A 15,484-nucleotide genomic window follows, 5' to 3' on the forward strand; every position below is an offset into this window, starting at 1 on the left:
TCCGAAATCTGCAATTTATTTTACTATTGTTGATTTGGCGGCTGTCTATAACGATTTCGAGGATGAACAACACTAGGCCGAAGCATAGAACCTGGAACTGCTCTGCGAATGACAATTTGTAAAAACCCCTTTGGCTCGAACGGAATGAACGGCCAAAAATATGGTGTATTGAGTGCACGGGTATACACGAGGAAGATTAATAATATCGTTGACCCAATAACGAAACCTGGAGTATGAAAAATAGCAACTAGAATAAGCATGAGCATCCGAGCAATTTTATTTGCGACACTTAACTCATAACTTGGTGTTGTGAACGAACCAATGCCAGATACTGCCACATAGAGGATAACCTCAGGCACAAATAATCCAACACTGATAGCAATTTGACCGATCAATACAGCAGCAATTAAACCCATTGCCGTTGAAAGAGGCGTTGGTGTGTGGATGGCAGCCATCCTTAAAAATTCTATCCCAAAATCGGCTAAAAATATTTGGAGAACAATCGGGATATTAGTTTGTTGATTTGGTCCAATAAACGACATTTTTTCAGGAAGTAATGATGGTTCTAGCACAAATAACAGCCATAATGGAAGTAAAAAGATAGAAACCCAAACCCCCAAGAATCTGGTCCATCTCACAAACGTCCCCAAGGATGGCGATTCCCTAAACTCTTCAGCATGCTGAATATGATGAAAAAAAGTTGCTGGAGCGATAATGACACTCGGTGATGTATCGACAATGATTATAACATGTCCTTCAAGGATGTGAGCTGCCGCAATATCTGCCCGCTCTGTATATCTGACTAGCGGAAAAGGATTGAATCCTTGGTTGATTAGAAATTCTTCGATAGTTTTGTCTGCCATTGGCAGTCCGTCGACTTCAATAGCTTTAAGTTCTTTGCGTATAACACTCAGTAGATCAGGATCGGCGACATCTTCAAGATAAGCTACGGCAACATCTGATTTTGACCGTTCCCCGACTCTAATCATTTCATAGCGCAGCCGTGGATCACGAATTCTTCTCCTTATCAAGGCTGTGTTCATGATGATATTTTCTACAAAGCCATCCCTTGCTCCCCTCACAACCTTCTCTGTATCTGGCTCCTGTGGTGAACGACCCGGGTAACTTCGAACATCAACTACGTAAGCAGTATCTTCCCCTTCAACAACAACGCCAATTAATCCCGAGAGAACCTTCTCTATTAATTCATCTAGTTTTTTGACTGGCTGTACAGATTGGTTAACCAATCTGTTTTCAATAAGCTCGCCAATATTCTTTGAGGATAACTTTTCAATATTGTTAAGATCAACCAATTCCTTAACAAGTTGAATAGCATAAATCGTATCTACTAAACCACTGACAGAATAAATGTGAACTTCTTTTTTAAAAATCTTTAATTTACGTAAATTTAAATCAAAACTAACTCCTAAGCCTACCCGCTGCTTCATATAATGCTCGACTTCACTTACTGATTCAGGAATCGGCCATTTAAGGTCTGTCTTTGATGTCATAGAATCCACTCCTTTCGAGAATAAGTTCTACTGCCTTTTTCGTAATTGGGGCACCCCGTTCATAGTGGTCATGACGTGCCATTTTTCCAATATCCCCAACCCCAACAACAATTGGAACATCCAGTTCATCCAAACAATAAACAGTATCTCCATTTAATCTGCCCATTTCCAGCTCTGGAATTCCATGTTTATCTACTCCATATGGAGTTAATTCACCATCACGGTCAATACAAACATCTACCTTTGTCCACTCAGCATCCCTTGTTTTTGATGCAACAGCAATTACACCCAGCACTTCCACTTCTTTGCTTTGTGCTACAAATTTTAGTGCTTTTTCACCTGCACCTTCCCCAACCAGGCCGCTATCATCAAACATAACCAGGACTGGATCATTTGGTGTTTGCTTTATTAACGAAACAATCTCTGGACCCATTAAAACAGACGGATTCCCTTGAGACATGCTAATACATCTTCCGCCAATTTTGCTGGCAACATGCTCAACCGCCCGCTTTGCATATTCATCACCATCTGTAATTAAGATAACGCGCCTACGAATACTCATGATGTATAGTTTCCTTTCTAAGCGAAATCTTTATTGGTGAATAAAATACACCCATTGAAAAATAGACCCGAAAATTTTCCCCAGAACAATAGCCATTAATAAGGAAATAATTTTACCGTCCAAGCCAATTCTTTTGCTTAAAATGGGAATGACATTTAAAACCTCTGTTAACGCTGCTGCGGTCATACCAACAAAGGTTCCCCCTGTAAGCCCCAGCGGTATAAGTAAATAGGCTGATAAACCTAATTTCGGATCTCTTAAGCTCGCTAGTACCCCTGTGACAGATCCGATAATTACAGCCCATTCATAGGAGTGTATTTTTTTCATTGTTTTCGATAATTGTGTCAGCCTAGGAATAATTCCCAGAACGGTTAGAAATGCAACAAAACCAGATCCTACAACAAGTCCGCTAGCGAGACCTATAAAAATGATGATAAATCCTTTAATCATGATCAAGTTGTTTCATACTCTCTTTGTTTTCATGGATGATAACATAGTTATCAATATCTTGCTGATAATTAAACATTTCTACCTCTAATGGGCTTGGCTCTTCATTAATTCGTTTACGAAATACATGATTGAAAAATAATATCATCCCTAAACCTAAGCCAATCGAGTACGGTATTTGAAACAGGAGCGGCTTTACAACATTTTTCCCAGTAATAATGGTATATATCTTTTCTTGTACGCTCTGCATACTGACATCATCATGGAAATTCATAATCCCCATCGCCGATCCAAAAAATAAAAGGAACCAGATTAAAATAAAAAAAGGAAGGGATACACCTTTTTCTTTAATTAACACTTCAATGATTGTTTGTGCAGGTCCAATAGTCTGAATATCCGATTCCTTTACTAGGGTTGTCATTAAACTGATTACTTGCATGACATCAATCACAACGATGCTTTTATCTTTTTCTGTTACCTGATGCACCAATAAATTTTTTAATGGTGGAAGTGCTGATTCTGATGCAATAATTTGGGCAATATCCTCTAATCGTACTTTTTCGTGTACACGAGCTTGAACTCGATGTCTCATACGAATATAAATGGTATTTTCCAAAATACTCACTTCCCAAAAATAATTTCCTCTTATAAGTAGTATGGTTAAATGGGGTAAATTTCATGAAAAAAAAGACCATATGAATCATAGATCCATACGGTCTTTCATTTGTTGAAGAATCTTTTTTTCTAATCTAGAAACTTGTACTTGGGATATTCCAAGCCTTAGAGCAACTTCTGATTGGGTTTGATCCTTATAATAACGTAAATAGACAATGAGCCTTTCACGTTCATCCAATTCAAGAATTGCTTCTTTAAGTGCGAGCTTATCAAACCATTTGCCTTCATTTCCATCATCAATCTGGTCCAATAATGTAATTGGATCACCGTCATTTTCATAAACGGTTTCGTGGATGGAAGATGGTGCCCTACTCGCTTCTTGGGCAAGAATGATTTCTTCAGGTGATAATCCGAGATGAGCAGATATTTCGTTTATGGTTGGAATTCTCCCCAATATTTTTGAAAGTTCATCTTTCGCTTTGCGTATTCGGTTTCCCATTTCTTTCAATGATCGGCTAACTTTTACCGTTCCATCATCGCGAATAAACCGCTGGATTTCGCCGATTATCATCGGAACAGCATAAGTGGAAAACTTTACATCATACGATAGATCAAACTTATCCACCGACTTTAGTAAACCAATACACCCAATTTGAAAAAGATCATCAGGGTCATAACCCCTATTAAGGAATCGCTGAACAACGGACCAGACAAGACGCATATTCTTTTCAACAATCAAATCTCGAGAGGCCTGATCACCTTCCTGGCTCAACTTGATCAGCTCTTTTACCTCATGATCTTTCAAGTAGGTTTGGCCTTTTTCGTTTTTGACCTCCACATCCATCGGCAAGTCTCCTTAATTGCACAGCAATTTGCTCTTTGATAACTGCTTTTTTAATTTAATTTCGGTTCCTTTACCTGGCTGTGTAAGAACCTCAACTTCATCCATAAAATTTTCCATGATTGTAAATCCCATGCCAGAACGTTCCAGATCCGGCTTTGTTGTAAATAATGGCTGCCGAGCTTCTTCCACATCTGTTATGCCAATTCCCAAATCTTTTATAGACATTTCAACAACTTGATCTTCAATAGAAACGGAAATATAGACAATTCCGTTCGGATCATTATCATAGCCGTGAATGACTGCATTCGTTACCGCTTCAGAAACTACTGTTTTGATTTCAGTCAATTCATCCATTGTTGGATCAAGTTGAGCAATAAATGCCGCTACCGTCACTCGAGCAAAAGACTCATTCTGACTTAAAGCACTAAATTGAAGATTCATACTATTTTTCATCGTCACGCAACCCCCAATCTTTGCAATGCAAACTTTTCAGTCGGTTCTAATCGAATGATTTTAAATAATCCCGACATATCAAACAATCTTTTGATTGCTGGAGAGATTGCGCAAACGACCATTTCGCCTTCTACTTGTTTAATCTGTTTATATCTTCCTAAAATGACCCCTAACCCGGAGCTATCCATAAAAGATAGATGTTCCAGATTCAAGACGATATGATGAATCTCATTTCTAACAATAACAGTTGATACTTTTTCGCGAAGTTCGTCTGCAGAATGGTGATCTAATTCGCCACTTAAGCGAATACACAGGACGTCTGATTTTATTTCCAATTCAATATCAAGACTCACTATCCCGGCCTCCTTCATCTGGTATAGTGAGTCAATTCGGTAGAGTATGCAAAATATCCTTCCACAAAGACAAAACTAGTTGTAATTCGCTAAAAGAAGTGCAGGGCTTTTAGCTTTCGACATTTAGTCAGTCTTTTTTTATTCCCCGGCTTTAGTAAACATGCCAAAGGCACGTTTATAAAGGGTCCACCAGCCAGCTTCTTTAACATTTTTACTAGCAACCAAAGGACTTTCGAGGACTACCTTATTGTTTTGAATAAGTTTAAGGGTTCCTACTTTATCCCCTTTATGAATTGGAGCATTTAAATCCTTCTGCATAATTACTTTTTGTTGTACCTCAGTAGTCTTTTCGCCTTTTTTTGTTAGCAAGGAAAGATGTTCACTGGTTAAGGCTTCAACGGTCTTGTTCTTTCCTTTACTTACTTTTGCTTTTCCAACAGCTTGGTTACGCTTAAAAATAGGATGCGTTTCATATTGGCTATAAGCATAGTCAAGCATCTTTGTTACTTGAGCATTCCTGTCCTTGGAAGTAGGAGCCCCAAAAACAACTGCTATTACACGCATTCCATCTTTTTGCGCTGTTGCTGTTAAACAATATTTCGCTTCTGAAGTAAAACCAGTTTTCAAACCGTCTACACCAGGATAAAAACGAACAAGTTTATTGGTATTGACCAACCAAAACTTTTTGTCTGTGTTTTCTCTTAAATATGATTCATACATGCCGGTAAACTTTGTAATATCCTCATACTTCAACAGTTCCTTTGCCATAATGGCCATATCGTAGGCTGTACTGTAATGACCTTTTACCGGCAGACCCGTTGTATTTTCAAAGTGGGTATGCTTTAAACCCAATTCCTTTGCTTTTTCATTCATTTTTTCAACAAAAGCCTGTTCAGATCCAGCAATCCTTTCAGCCATTGCAACTGCAGCATCATTGCCTGAACCAATTGCAATTCCTCGGAGCATTTCCTTTGTTGTCATTTCTTCTCCTGGCTCTAAGAAAATTTGTGAACCTCCCATTGAGGCAGCATATTCACTCGTTCGGATTTTCTCATTCCATGAGAGTTTTCCTTGATCAATGGCTTCCATTATTAACAGCATGGTCATAATCTTTGTCATACTTGCTGGTGGAAGTTCCTCATTGGCATTTTTTTCATACAAGACTTTACCTGTATCACGTTCCATTAAAATGGCTGATTTTACATCGGTCACAAGGTCAGTGCTCTTTTTTTCCGCTGCAAAGACCGAAGTACTTAGCGATGAAAATATTAATATCGGTATTACTATTACAATTGATGCCAGTCGTTTCATTCACATAACCCTCCATTCTTTATCACCTCCATTTTTTCCAAAAGAAACACTTTTATACAATTATTTCCTGATAATCAAATAAAAAAGTTCGAGATTATTCATCTCGAACTTTTGACTGTAATTTAAATTGTAATTTCTTCGTAGATCAGTGTGGGTGGTTTTACTTTTTCAGGAGAAATTTTAATACTTTCAAGCAGCTTCTCTTTAACCTCAGTTACATTTTCAAAATTACTGTAAATCAATACTAATGATTCACCCGCTTGGACTTGATCTCCTACTTTTTTTCTTAAAACAAGCCCAACTGCTAAATCAATGGTCGATTCCTTTGTTGCTCTTCCGGCACCCAAAAGCATGGCTGCTGTACCAATTTGATCTGCTACTATTTCGGAAACAAAGCCTGCCTCTGTGGCTTTTAACTCGACTATGTATTTTGCTTGCGGTAATTTTGACGGGTCATCCACAATGGAGGCATCTCCTCCTTGTGATTCGAGAAAAACTTTAAATTTTTCCAAAGCAGAGCCATCTTGCATAGCCTTTTCCAATAATTCTCTAGCCTCACTAAGCGATGATGCCTTTTTCGCAAGATAGACCATGTGACTTCCCAGTGTTAAACAAAGTTCAGTTAAATCATCTGGTCCCTTTCCAATTAGCGTATCGATTGCTTCTTTTACTTCAAGTGCATTCCCAATTGCATACCCTAATGGCTGGCTCATGTCTGAAATGACCGCCATTGTTCTTCTGCCAACATGATTTCCGATACGAACCATTGCATTCGCCAAATCTCTAGAGTCGTCCAGTGTTTTCATAAATGCTCCCGCACCTGTTTTAACATCAAGAACGATCGCATCTGCTCCAGCAGCAATTTTTTTACTCATGATGGAACTGGCTATTAACGGAATACTGTCCACAGTTGCTGTTACATCCCGAAGGGCGTACAGCTTTTTATCGGCTGGCGTTAAATTTCCACTTTGACCTATGACGGCAATTTTATTTTGATTTACAAGTTCAATAAATTTTTCATTTTCAATTTCAACATGGAATCCCGATACAGATTCTAATTTATCGATTGTCCCCCCGGTATGTCCTAATCCTCTTCCAGACATTTTCGCAACCGGAACACCAACCGCAGCAACAAGCGGACCAAGTACAAGTGTAGTTGTATCACCAACACCGCCCGTTGAATGTTTATCAACTTTAATTCCTTCAATAGCTGATAAATCAATCTGATCACCCGATCTAACCATTGCCATGGTTAAATCGGCTCTTTCTCGATCGGTCATTCCTTTAAAAAAGATTGCCATCGTCAAAGCACTCATTTGATAATCAGGGATTGATCCATTGGTATAACCCTGGATGATAAAATTGATTTCATCTGTAGTAAATTCATTGCCGTCTCGTTTTTTTTCGATTAAATCTACCATTCTCATGAGATCATCACCGTTTCTTTATTCTACAATTGATTTAACCAATTCTTTTACATACATTAGGAAGTTTGCTTTCACTCGCTCAGTTGTATCGATTACTTCTTCGTGAGATAATGGCTGATCAAGAATCCCAGCAGCCATATTTGTAATACAGGAGATTCCAAGTACCTTTAATCCACTATGGTGCGCAACAATGACCTCTGGTACTGTTGACATCCCGACTGCGTCTGCGCCCAAAATGCGGAACGCCCTTATTTCTGCGGGTGTTTCATAGGTTGGACCTGTAAAAGCTACATATACTCCTTCTTTAATATTTAGGTTCAACTGAGTGGCTTTTTCTTTTGCTAAATCTCTTAGCTCTTTTGAATAGGCTTCAGACATATCTGGAAATCGGACACCAAGTCGATCATCATTTGGACCAATTAATGGATTTGACCCCATATTATTGATATGATCAGAAATTAACATTAAATCACCAGGTGTAAAGTTTTCATTAATTCCCCCGGCTGCATTTGTCACGAATAATGTTTCCACACCTAATTCCTTCATAACTCGGACAGGGAATGTTACCTTGTCAAAGCTGTAGCCTTCATAATAATGAAATCTCCCTTGCATGGCCACCACTTCAACCTCTTCTAAAAGACCAAACACAAGTTGACCTGCATGACCTGCAACTGTTGAAATAGGGAAATCTGGGATCTCCCTATAGGGGATTTTCACTGGGTTTTTAATCTCATCTGCTAACACTCCAAGGCCTGAACCAAGAATAAGCCCTACCTTTGGTTTTTGTTTATATTTTGTTTTTAAAAATGTTACAGCGTTTGTGATTTTTTCAAAATCCATTCTCATCCCTCTTTTTATAATTCTTTTAAAAAGCTAGTTCCATATGAAGGCATTTTCACCTTAAAGATTTCAGCAACTGTTGCACCCAGATCAGCAAACGTGGTTCTTACTGGAAGCTCCTTGCCTTCAGATATTTGTTTTGAATACACCAATAATGGTACATATTCACGTGTATGATCTGTACCTGCATGAACTGGATCATTTCCATGGTCCGCCGTAATCATTAAAAGATCATCCTCCTTCATTTTGGCGAATACTTCAGGTAGGCGCTCATCAAATTCTTCTAACGCCTTTCCATAGCCAATAGGATCACGACGATGCCCAAATAACGCATCAAAATCAACTAAATTCACAAAACTGAGTCCTGTAAATTCCATATCGAAGGTCTCGAGTAATTTATCCATTCCATCCATGTTTGAAACGGTTCGCAGTGACTTTGTTACACCTTCTCCATCATAGATATCAGATATTTTTCCAATTGCAATCACATCATACCCAGAATCTTTTAACTCGTTCATAACCGTACGGCCAAATGGCTTTAATGCATAATCATGACGATTGGCAGTTCGTTTAAAGTTTTCTTGCTGACCAATAAAAGGCCGAGCAATGACTCTGCCTACCATATATTTTTCATCAAGTGTTATCTCACGGGCTATTTTACAAATTCTATATAATTCATCTAGTGGTACAACCTCTTCATGTGCAGCAATTTGAAGAACGGAATCAGCGGATGTATACACAATTAATGCACCTGATTTCATATGTTCTTCTCCAAGTTCATCAAGAATGGCAGTTCCACTGGCAGGCTTGTTGCCAATGATTTTTCTACCTGAACGGTTTTCAAGCTCAGTTATTAGTTCCTTGGGAAAACCATCGGGAAAAACCCGAAATGGTGTTTCAATATTCAATCCCATCATTTCCCAATGACCTGTCATGGTATCTTTCCCGTTTGAAGCTTCCTGCATTTTTGTAAAAACCGCTAAAGGCTGATCAGCTTTTTGAATTCCTTTTAGCTCACGAATATTGCTCAAACCCAATTTGGCCATATTAGGCATGTTAAGTCCATCCCTTTTTTCCGCAATATGTCCAAAAGTATCTGCACCTTGATCACCAAATTTTTCGGCATCAGGTGCTTCACCTATTCCTACAGAATCCATCACAATTAAAAAAATACGTTTAAAAGCGGTCGATGTCATATTTCTTTTCCTCCTATTCGGAAAAACTTTGAATTATTTCTTATCATTTAGAATCTGATTATCATTAAGTTTCCCTGAATAAACTTGAATAATCATGGAATCACATTTTATTCGTCAGAAGTCTGACATCTTCATTTTACAGTAATGGACAAAGAAAAAGCTACCAATTAAATGTGGCAGCATCTTGAATATGATGATTCTAAAATTCTATTAAGCTCTTGGATGGAATTTGGTATAAACATCCTTTAATCTTGTCTTAGTTACATGAGTATATATTTGGGTTGTCGAGATATCAGCATGCCCGAGCATTTCTTGTACAGCGCGCAGATCTGCGCCATTTTCCAGCAAATGTGTAGCAAAAGAGTGACGAAGTGTATGAGGAGTCAATTCCTTTTGGATTCCTGCTTCAGCAGCCAATCTTTTTAATATTTTCCAAAAACCCTGCCGCGTTAAGCGCATCCCATGATGATTGAGAAATAAGGCTTCTTCTCGTTGCTTTTTATTGACAAAAAAAGGTCTGCCTTGCTCTAGGTAATGCTTTAATGCATTCGCTGCAGTCTTTCCGATTGGGATAATCCTTTCTTTATTCCCTTTACCTATACAACGGACAAATCCCATTGTTAAATGAACATCACCCAGGTCCAAACCAATAAGCTCACTAACACGAATACCGGTAGCATAAAGAATTTCAAGCATGGCCTTGTCCCTAATACCAAAGTGATCGTTTTGTTTGGGAGAATCTAGAAGAGTCTCTACCTCCTGTATATTTAATACTTTAGGAAGTGATCTCTCCATCTTTGGTGTTTCAATATGGACAGATGGATCATGGTCTGTCACTTTATCTCTTAATAAAAACTGGTGAAAGGCCCTAAGTGAGGCAATATGTCTCGCTAAAGTTTTTGAGGATTTTCCTTGCTCCTTTAACAGCCCTAAAAAGTGAACAATATGAATACGCTGCACATCATTTAAGTGTTGAATATTTTCAACACTATTCAAATAATGAATATAGCTTTTCAAATCACGTTCATAGGATACAATTGTATTTTTTGCTAGACCCTTTTCAACAATTAAAAAATGGATAAAATCTTTAAGTTGATCTCCCATGGTTACATTACTCCCCGTTTAAATAAAACAATACGAGCCGGTCAAAAAGGTTTGTACCCTCATCTTGAGATGAACTTGAAACCTTTAAAGCAGATCCTTTTGGCTCGTCATAGCGATGATAGTTTTGATATTCTTCATTTACAAACATCATACCATAATAAAAAAGAATCGTGCATCCAGTAAATAGCAGGAATACCTTTAGAGTATGCATAATGATCTTAAAAAAAGAGAACATTTTCACTTCCCCCAAACAGTTTTAGTAAAAGGTATGCCAAATTGGACAAGATTTATACCATGGTTTGAAAAATGAGCATAAAAAAAAGCCTTTTTCATTACAAAAAGGCCTCTTTCATCGTTTTTAGTTTTGGCTGCTTCGTTTTTTTTCTTGACAACTTTGACATATTCCATGGAAAGTCAATCGATGATCCTTTATTAAAAACTTCCATTTCGCTTCAACGGTTGCTTCAACATCTTCTAAAAGATCTTCTTGTATTTCATTTACTGACCCGCATTCTATACAAACAAGATGATGGTGAAAGTGTTCTGCACCTTCACGTCTAAGATCATATCGAGAAACGCCATCTCCAAAATTAATTTTATCGACAATTTTTAATTCGGTTAATAATTCTAAAGTTCGATAAACGGTTGCTAATCCAATTTCAGGCGATTTTTCTTTCACCAGGAGGTACACATCTTCGGCGCTTAGATGATCCTCTTCATTTTCCAGTAATACACGAACTGTAGCTTCCCGCTGGGGTGTCAGCTTATAGCTCGATGAATGAAGCTGCTTCTTTACTCTCTCAAGTCTGGTCTCCAAACCGTAGTCCCTCCCTCGCCATAATCCATTCTCATTATAGCAGATGAAAAAGGAGATTCAAAATAAAACTATTATAAATAAGTGACAGAAAGTATTATTATATTATATTAATTATTATTTGAACGCTGAGACTATCGTTTTCATCAATCCAGGAGAGAGAAAAGCCTCAAAACCTGAAGCAATAGAAATACAAAGAACAGCAATAATAAAGGATAATATATAGCGTTTAAAAACTGGCATTATTGCCTGACCATATTTTTTCATAAACTGCTTCTTGACCATTAGTAATGAAAATGACATGGACATGACTCCTGTAATAATGAAAACAGGAATGATAATTAGGTTTTGCGGCAAAATTGATACAAAAGCCAGCATAAAACCTTTCCAGCTCATTTGGTTGACAAGAAATCCGACTGTAAACCCCACAACCATTCCTTTTATAAATAGAAGAATGAGAATGATCGGCAACCCAATAATAGAAATTCCCAAGAGCCACATTAACCCAATAAATTTACTATTATGAAAAAAACTCTGTAAAAATAAATCATTGGATTCCGCCATCTTCCCATTCGATACTTCGCCAAAAAATTGTGATAAATAATAAAATAAATCTTGTTTTTGTGAAAAACTCATACTATTAACAACAATCGCACCAAAAATTACTCCCATCAAAAATAAGATGACGACAAAGATGAAAATTGAGGAATGCTCACGGAAATAACTTGCGGCGATGTTCTGGTACATTCGTTTTTTCATTGCTTTTCCTCCTAAGACACGGGTTAATAAATTGTATGCCTGTCCTAGCAAACTATGATTTATAATTGAAAAACCGGCGGCCCAATTAGTGGCCGTCGGTTTTGTTCTTTTATTAATTTATTTTACTTTTCTTAGTCAGCAATCTTTCCGTACCGTCCCCCGCCGCCTGCTGACAAGCTGATTGTGCCTTCTCTTGCTTTCATAATCAGGTCCGCAACCTTTATCGGTACTACATCCTTAAGGGCTTCATATGGAACTTCATGCAAAATTGCCATTTCCGTTCCAAAATGCTGCAGCAGTTTATCCAGTAATTTAGGTCCCAATCCAGGAATAAATTCAAGCGGGACCTGATGGACATATGGAGGTCTATTTTTCGGACCAAATTCAGCCGTTTTTAACTCTAAGATCCGATCTGCTACCCCTTTTGTTATTTTTTTGTCACCGCAATTAGGACAAACTTCAGCATTATCATTAATAGGATGCAAACAATGTGCACACACGGTTTTATGATACTTGCCCAACAATGGATCAAGTCCATAATTTGCGATAATTTTTCTACCCTCATCGGAAGCGAGGGCAAACTTCAATTCTCGAAATGTCGGCTCTTCCATTTGCATAACTTGGTATTCACGAGCAATTTTTGCTAAAGAATGAGCATCTGAATTCGTTACAAACGGATATTTATGCAATTCTTCTAATTGATCGGCCATTCTTGTATCAGAGCTTAAACCAAGTTCTATTCCATCAATTAAATCCGGGTCCAGAACTTCTGCTAATGATTTCTTAACACCTTTTCCATAAAGGCTTTTAAAGGGTGTAAACACATGTGCGGGAATAAAAATTCCGCCTAATTCCTTTACCTTTTTCTGTAATTCTATACCGCTCACATAAATTCGCTGCGAGCTAAGTTGAATATTTTTCAAATGGTTGGAAAGCCACGAGGAGAATTCCCTCATGATTTTGATTGATGGAAAATAACTTAGCAAATGGATAGGACCGTTACATTGTTCATCATAAACTTCCAATTCCGATCCGGGAATAACCGTTAACCCTCCAAATACTAATCCGCCATCAGGGTGCTCATAAACTTCCCCGCTCGCTACAAGGCTCTCCATTTCCAATATTACCTCTGGTGAATGACAATCGATAATACCGATCACATTCAGCCCTTTTTTATGACGGGCATGCTCGATGATGTTTGTAAACGTTAATGTTTTAGCCCCAGTGATTTTCACTGGTTTACCTGTCCAGGTTCTCCCAATATGAATATGTAAATCTACATAAAAGGATTTCATTTTCCAGCTAGTGCTTCCTGCAATTGTAAGTATTGGACAGCAAACATTGTTTTGGCATCATAAATTTTTTGGCTTTTCACATATTGAAGCGCTTCTTCAAGCGTTAATTCTTCAAGGTTTACAAACTCATCTTCATCGAGCGCTGCGGCGTTTTCCTTTTTAACCAATCCTTTTGCTATGTATACATGCACAATTTCATCCGCAAATCCTGGTGATGTATAAAATGAGACCAATAATTCAAGCTGACTGCATTCATAGCCTGTCTCTTCTTCAAGTTCTCTTCGTGCGCAAACAGCAGGTTCTTCTCCTTTTTCAAGTTTTCCTGCCGGAATTTCAACGATGATTTTATCTAGTGCCTTGCGAAATTGTTCTACCATGACAATCTTATTTTCATCTGTGATGGCAATAATGGCAACTGCACCAGGATGCTTAATAATTTCCCGATTAGCATTCTTCCCATTAGGCAGTTCCACTTCTTGTAACTCCAAGCTAACTACTTTTCCAGAAAATATTCTTTTTGCGCTTATTGTTTTTTCTTCAAGGCGGCCCAATATGCTCACTCCTGTTCTACTCCGATATTTTATGCTTTTTCATTTTACCATACTAATAAAGGTTGACTCTTAACTTCTGTCATTTCATTTGTAGTTTACCCCAGTTCACATTAAAATGGAAAAAAAAGGGGTGGAAAAATGAAAAAAAGAAAGCTGGGAAAATCTAATGTTTTAGTAAGTGAATTAGGACTCGGCTGCATGTCAATAGGAACAGATGAAAAAAAAGCCCTTGAGATCATTCATGCTGCGCTCGAGGAAGGAATTAACTATTTTGACACAGCCGATCTTTACGATCACGGATTAAATGAAAAGATCATTGGACAAGCACTCAAACATGTACGTGAAAATGTTGTTATTGCCACAAAGGCAGGAAACCGCTGGAATCAAGAGGGAGGTGGATGGTTTTGGGACCCGTCTAAAACTTACATAAAAGAAGCCGTGAAAAGCAGCCTTCAAAGACTGGGCACTGATTACATTGATTTGTGTCAGCTTCATGGCGGAACGCTAGAAGACCCTATATCTGAAACAATTGAAGCATTTGAAGAGTTGAAAGCAGAAGGGTTTATTCGGTCATATGGAATTTCTTCGATTCGTCCCAATGTTATTCGAGAATACATCCAGAAATCTTCCATTGATTCTGTGATGATGCAATACAGTATTCTGGATCGCAGACCGGAAGAAGAGTCAGTACCCCTCTTATATCAGCATGGAATCAGCGTGGTAACACGAGGTCCGTTGGCAAAAGGTCTTTTAAGTAATAGATCACTGGACAAAGTTAGTTTATCCATGAAAGAAAATGGTTATTTAGATTACAGCTGGGCGGAGTTAAACGAACTTCTCATCATGCTTAAGAAGAAATTTGAATCTTCCCGTTCGATGACAGAGGTATCACTTCAATTTAATTTAGCGAATCCTGCCGTAACTGCAGTTGTTGCGGGAGCCAGCAGCACGAAACAACTTAGAGAAAATGCCCGTGCCGTTAATGGGGATCCGCTGTCAAAGGAAGAAGTTTCATTGATTAAAGAAATTTCTAAACTTACAAAATTTCAACAGCATCGTTAATGACAAGGGAGGGGCATCTTTGCTCCCCCCTTCCGTTTTTTTATTTAAATTCCTTCCAATTCATACTACTCTCGGCTAATAGCTGTTCGAATGTTTTATTTTTCTCTTTTAATCTTCTCTCTTCACGCTTTTTTTGTTCCTCTGCTTCTTTTCTTTTTGCTTCTTCAGCCTTTAGTTCTTGTTGCTGATCTTTTAATTGATTCAATAGGTCTTTGCTAATCATATCGCCAAGCGTTACCGCTGCATCGTCTTTTTTTGGTTTTTGCTTTGGTTGTTTTTTCATTATTGCACACTCCTCTAAAGAACTTATTGATATTATAACATTTTAATAGAAGGCTCT

General features: G+C 38.0%; 19 protein-coding genes. 1 reads left to right on the plus strand and 18 read right to left on the minus strand.

Going from position 1 to position 15,484, the window contains the following annotated elements:
* Nucleotides 1-23: 23 nt before the first annotated feature.
* The 17 genes from RCG17_RS04540 to RCG17_RS04620 all read right to left on the minus strand — a co-directional run bounded on the left by RCG17_RS04540 (nt 24) and on the right by RCG17_RS04620 (nt 14,082).
* Nucleotides 24-1,511 (minus strand): spore germination protein, encoded by a 1,488-nt coding sequence (locus tag RCG17_RS04540; protein WP_308174076.1) that lies wholly within the window; start codon nt 1,509-1,511, stop codon nt 24-26.
* Complete coding sequence (locus tag RCG17_RS04545) at nt 1,489-2,073, minus strand: stage V sporulation protein SpoVABEA (protein ID WP_308174077.1); 585 nt, start codon at nt 2,071-2,073, stop codon at nt 1,489-1,491. Before RCG17_RS04545 ends, RCG17_RS04540 begins: the two co-directional genes overlap by 23 nt.
* A gap of 30 nt (nt 2,074-2,103) precedes the next feature.
* On the minus strand, nt 2,104-2,523 hold the full coding sequence (locus RCG17_RS04550) for a stage V sporulation protein AB (protein ID WP_308175764.1): 420 nt from the start codon (nt 2,521-2,523) through the stop codon (nt 2,104-2,106).
* Nucleotides 2,516-3,136: a stage V sporulation protein AA gene (locus RCG17_RS04555; protein WP_308174078.1), complete on the minus strand. Its 621-nt coding sequence runs from the start codon at nt 3,134-3,136 to the stop codon at nt 2,516-2,518. The genes RCG17_RS04550 and RCG17_RS04555 overlap by 8 nt, the downstream gene beginning before the upstream one ends.
* Before the next feature lie 84 nt (nt 3,137-3,220).
* A complete protein-coding gene (sigF, locus tag RCG17_RS04560) occupies nt 3,221-3,979 on the minus strand; it encodes an RNA polymerase sporulation sigma factor SigF (RefSeq protein WP_308174079.1) in 759 nt (252 codons plus the stop codon).
* A gap of 12 nt (nt 3,980-3,991) precedes the next feature.
* Nucleotides 3,992-4,432 (minus strand): anti-sigma F factor, encoded by a 441-nt coding sequence (spoIIAB, locus tag RCG17_RS04565; RefSeq protein WP_308174080.1) that lies wholly within the window; start codon nt 4,430-4,432, stop codon nt 3,992-3,994.
* Between the two features lie 2 nt (nt 4,433-4,434).
* Entirely contained in the window at nt 4,435-4,785 is a 351-nt protein-coding gene (gene spoIIAA / locus RCG17_RS04570) for an anti-sigma F factor antagonist (protein ID WP_308174081.1), read from the minus strand.
* 138 nt (nt 4,786-4,923) lie between these two features.
* A complete protein-coding gene (locus RCG17_RS04575; RefSeq protein WP_308174082.1) occupies nt 4,924-6,096 on the minus strand; it encodes a D-alanyl-D-alanine carboxypeptidase family protein in 1,173 nt (390 codons plus the stop codon).
* Between the two features lie 122 nt (nt 6,097-6,218).
* Nucleotides 6,219-7,523, minus strand: coding sequence for a pyrimidine-nucleoside phosphorylase (locus tag RCG17_RS04580; RefSeq protein ID WP_308174083.1), 1,305 nt, complete (start codon nt 7,521-7,523; stop codon nt 6,219-6,221).
* Between the two features lie 18 nt (nt 7,524-7,541).
* Entirely contained in the window at nt 7,542-8,363 is an 822-nt protein-coding gene (locus RCG17_RS04585; protein ID WP_308174084.1) for a purine-nucleoside phosphorylase, read from the minus strand.
* 14 nt (nt 8,364-8,377) lie between these two features.
* Nucleotides 8,378-9,559 carry a phosphopentomutase gene (gene deoB, locus RCG17_RS04590; protein ID WP_308174085.1) on the minus strand — a complete coding sequence of 394 codons (1,182 nt, stop codon included), beginning with the start codon at nt 9,557-9,559 and terminating at the stop codon, nt 8,378-8,380.
* Nucleotides 9,560-9,769: 210 nt separating this feature from the next.
* The gene (gene xerD / locus RCG17_RS04595) at nt 9,770-10,663 is read right to left on the minus strand and encodes a site-specific tyrosine recombinase XerD (protein WP_308174086.1); all 894 of its coding nucleotides are present in this window, start codon (nt 10,661-10,663) and stop codon (nt 9,770-9,772) included.
* 7 nt (nt 10,664-10,670) lie between these two features.
* Nucleotides 10,671-10,898 carry a YqzK family protein gene (locus RCG17_RS04600; RefSeq protein WP_308174087.1) on the minus strand — a complete coding sequence of 76 codons (228 nt, stop codon included), beginning with the start codon at nt 10,896-10,898 and terminating at the stop codon, nt 10,671-10,673.
* 123 nt (nt 10,899-11,021) lie between these two features.
* Nucleotides 11,022-11,480 carry a ferric iron uptake transcriptional regulator gene (locus RCG17_RS04605; protein ID WP_308174088.1) on the minus strand — a complete coding sequence of 153 codons (459 nt, stop codon included), beginning with the start codon at nt 11,478-11,480 and terminating at the stop codon, nt 11,022-11,024.
* A 114-nt stretch (nt 11,481-11,594) separates the two neighbouring features.
* Entirely contained in the window at nt 11,595-12,236 is a 642-nt protein-coding gene (gene spoIIM / locus RCG17_RS04610; protein ID WP_308174089.1) for a stage II sporulation protein M, read from the minus strand.
* Between the two features lie 131 nt (nt 12,237-12,367).
* Nucleotides 12,368-13,531 (minus strand): endonuclease Q family protein, encoded by a 1,164-nt coding sequence (locus tag RCG17_RS04615; RefSeq protein WP_308174090.1) that lies wholly within the window; start codon nt 13,529-13,531, stop codon nt 12,368-12,370.
* The gene (locus RCG17_RS04620) at nt 13,528-14,082 is read right to left on the minus strand and encodes an NUDIX hydrolase (protein WP_308174091.1); all 555 of its coding nucleotides are present in this window, start codon (nt 14,080-14,082) and stop codon (nt 13,528-13,530) included. Before RCG17_RS04620 ends, RCG17_RS04615 begins: the two co-directional genes overlap by 4 nt.
* Nucleotides 14,083-14,220: 138 nt before the next feature.
* Between RCG17_RS04620 and RCG17_RS04625 the strand changes: the two genes are divergently transcribed.
* Nucleotides 14,221-15,144: an aldo/keto reductase gene (locus RCG17_RS04625; RefSeq protein WP_308174092.1), complete on the plus strand. Its 924-nt coding sequence runs from the start codon at nt 14,221-14,223 to the stop codon at nt 15,142-15,144.
* A 40-nt stretch (nt 15,145-15,184) separates the two neighbouring features.
* On the opposite strand, the gene RCG17_RS04630 is transcribed toward RCG17_RS04625, so the two are convergent.
* The gene (locus RCG17_RS04630) at nt 15,185-15,427 is read right to left on the minus strand and encodes a YqkE family protein (protein ID WP_308174093.1); all 243 of its coding nucleotides are present in this window, start codon (nt 15,425-15,427) and stop codon (nt 15,185-15,187) included.
* Nucleotides 15,428-15,484 lie beyond the last annotated feature (57 nt).

Source organism: Neobacillus sp. PS3-12 (assembly GCF_030915385.1).
GTDB lineage: Bacteria > Bacillota > Bacilli > Bacillales > Cytobacillaceae > JAEVLT01.